This window comes from Paraburkholderia sp. GAS41 (genome assembly GCF_050436545.1).
In the GTDB taxonomy this organism is placed as follows: domain Bacteria; phylum Pseudomonadota; class Gammaproteobacteria; order Burkholderiales; family Burkholderiaceae; genus Paraburkholderia.
Genome location: NZ_JBNDMK010000024.1, coordinates 115,449 through 123,676, shown reverse-complemented (window position 1 = coordinate 123,676; position 8,228 = coordinate 115,449). Strand labels below are relative to the sequence as shown.

4 protein-coding genes and 1 pseudogene are annotated in these 8,228 nt (G+C 54.5%); all 5 read right to left on the bottom strand.

The window, feature by feature from the left end; translation table 11 throughout:
- Window positions 1–90 precede the first annotated feature (90 nt).
- Window positions 91–423, bottom strand: a pseudogene (locus tag P3T43_RS27615) (ATP-binding protein); the annotation flags it as partial.
- Window positions 420–1,487, bottom strand: a complete 1,068-nt coding sequence (istA, locus tag P3T43_RS27610; RefSeq protein ID WP_429284177.1) for an IS21 family transposase — start codon at window positions 1,485–1,487, stop codon at window positions 420–422. The gene istA and the pseudogene P3T43_RS27615, both read right to left, overlap by 4 nt.
- A 169-nt stretch (window positions 1,488–1,656) precedes the next feature.
- Window positions 1,657–5,775, bottom strand: coding sequence for a non-ribosomal peptide synthetase (locus P3T43_RS27605; RefSeq protein ID WP_429284176.1), 4,119 nt, complete (start codon window positions 5,773–5,775; stop codon window positions 1,657–1,659).
- 221 nt (window positions 5,776–5,996) lie between these two features.
- Window positions 5,997–7,250: a hypothetical protein gene (locus P3T43_RS27600; protein WP_429284175.1), complete on the bottom strand. Its 1,254-nt coding sequence runs from the start codon at window positions 7,248–7,250 to the stop codon at window positions 5,997–5,999.
- Between the two features lie 159 nt (window positions 7,251–7,409).
- The gene (locus P3T43_RS27595) at window positions 7,410–8,180 is read right to left on the bottom strand and encodes an outer membrane lipoprotein-sorting protein (protein ID WP_429284174.1); all 771 of its coding nucleotides are present in this window, start codon (window positions 8,178–8,180) and stop codon (window positions 7,410–7,412) included.
- Between the last annotated feature and the right edge of the window lie 48 nt (window positions 8,181–8,228).

Here is an 8,228-nt window from a genome sequence, read left to right as displayed (position 1 = left end):
GGCAGGCTGATAGCGGTCCGCAGTCAGCGGATCCAAATCAATTACCCATTGATCTTCAATAACATACGGAGGTGTGCATTATGTCTCGTGTCCGCTGGGTCCGAGGAGCACGACATTCTCGGCACGCTCCACAAAGGCAAGACTGCCGAGTTCGAGAACCAGTGCTTTCGGCACGCCGAGCGCGAATTCAAAGTCGAATTCATCAAGCGTCTTGATTGCCGGGAAGCCAGCCAGACGCGTCAGCATCCGGCGCATTCGTTCCGCACGTGCCATCGCTTCATCCTTTAAGGCCTGTTCAAGGAAGTCGAGATAGCCGAGCTCGCGCTTCGCGGCCATCTGGCCGAGGTGTGCAATCTGTGTCGGCAAGTGCAGCAGGTTGAGCTGCTTGCACAACACAGTCAGTCGTTCGAGCTGTGGCGTCATGCGCTTACCTCCTGTGGGCGGCTGAACGCGTCGTAGACCGACAACGGGTGCTGCAACGTTTTGTTCCACTCCGAGCTCGCGTACCGTGATGCTGGTTTCGGCTGCTGATGTGGCGTCGCGCCCGTTCTAACCGATCGTCCCACGTAGGGTGCTGGCAGTGGCAGAAGATGCGTCCGCTCCTCGAGCAACACCTCGGCCGGAACCCGTTTGGTAGTGCCGTGCACACGGACGTTGGCGACGTCGCGCAACCACAGCCTGACGCGCTCATTGCATATGCCGCAGTCGGCTGTGAGCCCGGCCTGTTTGAGCATTGAAACCAACGGGACCCAGAAGCTGTAGCGCAGATATCCGTTCATACGCTCGACCTTGCCCTTCGTCTTCGCGCGGTATGGCTTGCACACGCGAGGCACGAACCCATGGTGTTTGGCGAAGTCGGCGAATCCCGGATGATATCGGTGCTGCTTCTTGCCATAGGCATCGCGTTTCAGAATCACCGTCTTCATGTTGTCGTACACGATCTCTCGGGTGACGCCACCAAATGCCTCGAATGCCCGCACATGGCACGCCAGCAGCGTTTCGATACGCATGTCGGTGACCAATTCCGCGTAGCTGACGCGGCTGTAACCCAACGTCGCAACGAACGCCGCGAGCATGCCGAGTTTGTGTCCCGGCTTACGAAACTCAATCCAGTCCATCTGCATCTGATGTCCCGGCTCTGTCTCGAATCGGACCACCGGGTCGGGGCGTGCAGCGGGTCGAAGCTTCTGCAGATAATCCTGAACGCGGCGTAAGCCGCCCATGTATCCACGCTCCTCAATCTCCCGCTTGAGCACCGTTGCCGGAATCCAGTCCGGCTTCGCTGCCTCGACGCGGCTCTGCAGATACGCCTTGAAGGGCGCAAGCTTGCCGACGACTGGCTGACGGGCCTTACGCAGCGGTGGACCCGATTTCAGATACTTCCTGACTGTGTTGACCGCCATGCCGGTCTCGACCGCGATGTCCCGGAGGCTGTTTCCCTGGCGACGCAGAATCTCGATTTCCATGTACTCCTCGTAGCTGATCACGGGCCGCCCAAAATGAGCAACCCTACAACGAGGTGTATCAATTCCTAACTGCGTTGCTGTATCAATTTACAACTGCGCGCGACATTGGTTCCAATCGAAATCTTCTCCGACAGGATGATCGATTCGAAAATTAGGCGATCCTCTTGGCGTTCGGACGTGGCTAGCTCGTTTAGCTTGAAAGGGCTTCCGTGATCTGATTGGCCAGTGCTTTAGCATGGGACGCGGACATCACAGTGAGATGGTGTCCTGGGACGTCCAAGGTACGCACAAATTGCCGGCAGTAGCCTTGCCAGCCCAAGGTTCTCTCAGGATATGAGCATGACGAGAAAATGCCGGCCGGGCTTGGGGATGATGCTCGCAGGACTGTCAACGCTCCTTCGTACGGTTCCGGTCGATAGGCATTCGATGCGCGAATATGTGAGTCATACCATGCAAGAAAGTCACGGAACGCGGCTGGCGTCATGTAATCGGGAAACATCCCAGCCGCTTTCATCCGGTGCAAAATAGCGTCGACAATCGCATCGTAGGGCAGTGAGCCGGTGATGATGTCTTTGATATAAACCGAGCGGCCGGAGAACAATTCGAACTTCCTCGCAATTTCAAGCAAAGAGGTTTTGGCGTCTGCGGTACGGGATGTTTCGATAGTCGGTGCTGGCTGATCAATGACTAGCAGACGATGGGGCGATGCACCTGCAGCGTATAACTGTCGGGCCATTTCGAACGCTACTGTCCCCCCAAACGACCATCCGCCAAGAAGAGTCGGGTTCGTGCCGAATTGCTCTCTGATTGCAGTCAGATACCAAGTTGCAATTTGTTCTACGGTCACTGCGGCGCCAGGACCGTGTTTGAAGCCTCCGTAGGCGATTCCGACAACCGGGCAATGCGACGCCAACCCTAACGCGAGTTCGTGATAACACATAACGTCCCCTCCAGCAGGATGAATAAGAAATAGCGTATCAGCGGCAGCACGTTCGGAGCGGGGAGCGCCGAGCGGTACGATCGTCTGCGCAAGTCGATCGTCTTTCAGTCCTTTGAGCGCCGAATCAATTGCGGCGGCGAGCGACTCCAGAGTCTGGAACTGAAAAATGTCGCTAGTTCGCAATGCGAGGCCTCTCTCCTTAGCGAGATATACCAATTGCACAGATGCAAGGCTATCTCCGCCCAAATCGAAGAAATTGTCATGCCGGCCGATTCTAGGCTTGGAAAGCAGTTGCCTCCAGATCTGCTCCAGTACAACCTCGGTGGGTCCAACCGGCGCCTCGTAAGGGCGGGCGACAAAATAACTGGGTGATGCTGGTGGCAGTGCAGCGCGATCGATTTTTCCGTTGGATGTTAATGGCCAATACTGGAGTTCTATGAAAGCGGCAGGGACCATATAGGGCGCGAGTGTTTGCGCAATGAACGCCCGCAGCGCCTCCCCGGTGACGGGCGTTCCAACGTCGCGGCGAGTGAAATACCCAATCAAGTGATCAACACTCCCTTCGCCTTTCCAGACCCTTACAGCAGCCTGCAAGACCGCCGGATGACGGCTCATGCTGTCTTCGATTTCAGAGAGCTCGATGCGAAAGCCGCGAATCTTGGTTTGGTCGTCACGCCGGCCCAAGTAGACAAGTGTGCCGTCACGTCGGTATTTCGCTCTGTCACCTGTGCGATACATCCTCTCGCCAGACGATTTGGCAAACGGATCGGGAACGAAGCTCGCTGCGGTGAGGGCTGGTTGTCTTGCATACCCTTGGGCCAGGCCATCACCCGCAATGAAAAGATCTCCCTCTGCGCCGATTGGCAATCGATTCAGATGTTCGTCGAGCACGTAGAGGCGGGTGTTCGCGAGGGGGCGGCCGATCGGCACGACTTCATTATCCTCGTGCAATCGGTGAATTGACGACCAGATCGTACTTTCGGTTGGGCCGTAAACATTCCACACCCAAGATGAGCGTTCCATCAGTTGTTGCGCGAGATGGAGTGGTAATGCCTCGCCACCACACAAGATCTTCAGTGGCCTGAGACCTGGCTGAAAATTCTCGGCTGTCATCAATTGCCATGTTGCAGGCGTTGCCTGCATGACGGAAACGAATCTGCTCGCAATCAGGTGTTGGATCCGGCTCGGGTCAGTAGCGTCTCGCTCGGTCGCCAGAATGCAGCGAGCACCAACCGTCAGGGGAAGAAAAATCTCAAGCGCAGCAATGTCAAACGAGATAGATGTAATAGCCAACCAGACATCGGTGTCGTCGATGCAACAGTGTTCTGCGATTGAGTGAATCACGTTGCATAGTGCGCCGTGAGAAATATTCACGCTTTTAGGTCTACCCGTTGAACCTGAAGTATAGATTCGATAGGCAAGGTCTCCTTTCCTCGGCCCGAAATGGGCACCATCCTTCAGAACTCCGTCCCAGCGCTGGATATGTTTCCATTCCTCTTCAATGCAAATTGTCGGATGCTGATCGATTGAGATGCTGGACGCTATCTCACGTTCCGTGATTACGAGCGACGGCGAGGCATCGTCGAGTGCCATACGCAGACGCTCGACAGGGAAATCAGGATTGAGTGGAATATACGTCGCGTGAGCTTTAAGTATTCCGAGTAGAGCGACAACCATTTTTGTCGATCTATGTACACACACAGCGACTGCACTTTCGCGACCGATATCTCGGGATCGAAGGTAGGTTGCGAAAAGGTCCGACTGGTGGTTGAGTTGATCGTACGTTAGAGTGATTCCGTCGCACTCAAGCGCGATCGCACCCGGTTGTGATACTCCGAAACGCGAAATTGCCCGGAGGTAAGACTGTTCCTCCGAGAACACCCGTTGGGTCGCATTCCACGCGTCCTGCTGCAGAGCGTCATCGCGGTCAAGGGTGTTCAGTAACCGAATGGGAATATCTGGCGCAGCGACCGCCTCGCGCAGCCAGGCGATGTATGCGTTCGCAAAGCGGCGAATTGATTCGGCATCGAAAACATCGCGATTGTAAACAAGCGTTCCGTATAGTCGCAGTGGCGGGTCACCTTCGATCGCGCCTTGTTCATCATAGAGATGAATGTCAACATCGAATGCTGTGAACTCAGCGGTAATGCCGACTTCGTGCATCGATGCGGACGCAGAGCGATCGACACTCTCCAGTTGAAAGATAAAGTCGGAGAATGGGTTTCGGTTCAATTCACGAGGTGGTCGTAGCGCTTCAACGACTCGCTCAAAAGGGATGTCTTGATGTGTCAAAGCCTCCAGTACGGTATTTTTAACCTGCTTAGCCAGCGTGGAGAACGACAGCGAATCGTCAAGACGGGTTCGAATAATTAGCGTATTGACGAAGAAACCTAAGAGCTTATCCAATTCGCTACTATTGCGACCGGCGGTAGGGATCGCGCTTGCAACGTCACGAGTACCACAGTAGCGGCTTATCAGCGCCAGGAATCCCGAGAGGAGTGTATTGAAAAGCGACACGCCGCATGAGCGGCTGAACCCTCGCAGCGTTTCCGCCAACGGAGCCGGCAGTTCCAAGGGTTCGACGCCGCAGGCAAACGTTGCGCGATCGGGACGAGCCCGATCGGCCGGGAAACTGATCTTTTGAATGCCGTTGAGCTGGCGTGTCCAGTATTCGAGTGCGGAAGAGTCGTGTTCAGCAGCGAATCTACTGCGCTGCCAGGTCGCATAGTCACCGTATTGAATCGGCAGCGCCGGAAGAACCGGCGATTTGTTCTCGTTCAATAGAGACATAAATCTGGACATGTCTTCGACTAGCGACTGACGGGAGCCGGCGTCCACGATGCTATGATGCATCACACCAGCCAGTACAGACGAGCTCTTTCCCGTCCGGAAAAAATAGAAACGACAAAGCGGACCGCGCTCAAGATCAAATGGCACTCGTGCATAGTCAATCATGTGCGAGCGGACTTCGGCACGTGGGTCGTCGAGAGCTGAGAAATCGTGAAACAGGACGCGAGCGGGAAGCGGGGGATTAACACATTGCTTAGGGACGTTGTCGATGAGCCGATAGGTCGTGCGAAGTATTTCATGCCTCGCAACTAGTGCATCCAACGTCATTCTGACCGTGTCGTCGCTTATCGAATGGTTCATAGGCCACGCGAACGGCCAAGTGTAGACAGCGGTGCCTGGAAATATTTGTTCAAACAACCAGAGTCTCTCCTGAGAAAAAGACAATGGGAAAATGGTCTGTTGTGGATCGACACGGCCAATTACCTGGGTAGCTGCTTTTTTAGTCGTTCCAAGGAGAGAAGCTAACGCCCTGAGTTTTTCCGGAGGCAGCCGTTCAAGCGTGTCCTTTAGCGATTTCACTGAGAAGATTTCCTGTTAGCAATTTGACAGCTTGTTTTGTAATAGCCGGGGCGCACCACACATTTAGAATGTCCGCGAGCCTCTTCAGTCTCGCGATGCGAAGCAGTGTGCGGCATGGCTGGCCGGCCGATCGCGTTGATACATTGACATCCGTGCTATCCAGCAACATTGCGGTGGATCGTTCTGCAAGCACGCATCGGTTGAGAGTAGATTCCCTTCAGTCAAAAATAGTATGCGAAAGTGGCCTGCCAGCGGGGCAGGCCCGGTGACGCACCGTACGCGCTAAATGCTGACCCGTGATAGAGATCCCGTTCGATGCTTATGTCTACATTCTTGAACTTATAAACAAATTGCATCCATAGCATGGTGCTTTGATCGGCTGGTGCGCGTCTGACGAAAAACCTCAAATCCGAATTGGCCGACAAAAATTTGTTCCACGAGACGTAAACAAAATACGCCTGACGTGCTGCATTCTCCTGCATGAGCGACGAGTAGCTGAGGTATTGTGCGTAGCCTAGCGGGTTTGTGGCGATCTCATGGCGTTCTTCTTCGGCGCTCAAAGCAGCTTGATCGAATTCGTATTCGAGCGTCACTGAAATATTGAAGCTCGTTGTGTAGGTCATCCCTATGGATGCCTTGTTCTTGAACGTCGAACCGCCGTTGGTACCATTGGCCGCGTCGAATTGAGAGCGCTCATTGCCAGCAGACCACTCGAGATACAGGATCGTGGAGTCGCCAATGCCGGCCGTAAGATTCAAGCCCACGTGGGGTGATCCGTTCCCCGTCCCGAATATCAGCCATTGAGGTGAAAATGAACCGATGAGACGTTGATTGCCCATCAGCAGCCAGCGCGAATCGTTGTTGGTCGCACCGAAATCCGGGCTGAGGGGCGCATCGGATGGCTGACTAGCGATTTTCGGTGCCACGATACCGGTCAGGGACCCATCCGACCATAAGTACTGACCACGTAACATCGCCACGCCGAGCCGGTCGCTGCGCAGGCTGTCCGGACTCTCGGAGATCACATCCCGGATCGCGTCGGACTTGAAGACATCGGTCGGGTTATAGCCGAATGCCACGCCTAGGCGCTGGTTGATTCGGCCGGCATCCACGATGAATGCGTCATCCTTCCTCCAGTCCACATACGCCTCTTTCAGCGTGTTGACTTCCTCACGCTGAGGGCTCCAGAGCATATCGAGCCGGTCGCTGAACACGACCTCCCAATCCTGGGAAAGCATTTTTCGGTACGCCACGTCGAGAGATACCCGCTCCCCGTTCTGCGGTAGATTCCCGTAAGTGTTGTACCACGCTGCTTCGGTGGTAATAGACCACGGGCTAGGCGTCGCGATGACGGGCTGTGTGCTGTCGGCCAACGCAAGCGCGTCGGCATCGTCCGCCCACACGTCCGGGCAACAGGCAACGCCAAACATCACGCCGATTATGCTGGCGAGGACGATGCTTCGGTACTTGGACATTCGAATTGGAAGCAGTGGATAAGCTCGAGATTTTTTTACGCAGCGAACGACCCACGTATCTACACTTGATGGAGGGTCTGTACCTTCAACATTTGCTTGGCAGGCCAGCAACATCGTTTGCCGCCGACTTGGCGATCGTTGCAATGTCGCCTGGACCGACTATCCGGGTTGAAAGTTCTGTAGGAACGCCCGTTGGAACCACGTATCTGGGATTTCTTTCTTCTGATAGTTTGAGAAATCCATCACCGTGACGGAGTTGGGATCTACACCGTCTATGATCACGGCCTCCGTCGGGATTCGTACACCAAGGTTATCTGCAAATTTTCGGTAGTAGACCGTCTTTAGCAAACCACCGCTCTGCGCATAGAACAGGCCCTTCACCAGTTCGTTGTTGGTGCTGTCGATCCAGATACGCAAATGGTCATAAGTCACGTCGCCACCAGCAGCGTTTAGAAGCAGCCTATAGCAATGTCGGGTCTGTTTTTCACCATCCTTGATATCTTCTTGAGCTTCAAGCGTCGCTTTATAGTCGTGGCTCAAGTTAACCGTGACGACATCGCCGTTGGATGCTTGTCCAAGCAGACGTTCCTGCGGTGAGATTCTGATGCTGGCCTTGTTGTTCGGATCATAGACCCAGAGATCGTTGCCGTTCTTGAGAATCAGCTTGCCGGCATCCCTGACAGGCAGGACAAATTGAACGAGAGAATCAAATGCTTCGCTCGAGGGATTTTTCTTTGAGTAAACGATCAACTGGTCGGCATCGACGCTCTTACCATTGTGATATTCGGTCAGATCCAGCACCACCGAGAATGGGACAGTGGGATTGCGGCCGATGTCAGCCAATTTCACGATGTTTTGGGCATCTTGGTCAGCGTTTGCCGATGAGTAGGCGAGCGACAACGCAAACAGCCATAGTGCTTTACTTTTCATGAATTGATTGCTCTTTGGAACGCTGGCGGAAAGAGCCGGATAGTGATC

Excerpts from the sequence above, each read along its gene's own strand:
- P3T43_RS27600 (WP_429284175.1), bottom strand. The coding sequence starts at position 7,250 with ATGTCCAAGTACCGAAGCATCGTCCTCGCCAGCATAATCGGCGTGATG.
- P3T43_RS27595 (WP_429284174.1), bottom strand. The coding sequence starts at position 8,180 with ATGAAAAGTAAAGCACTATGGCTGTTTGCGTTGTCGCTCGCCTACTCA.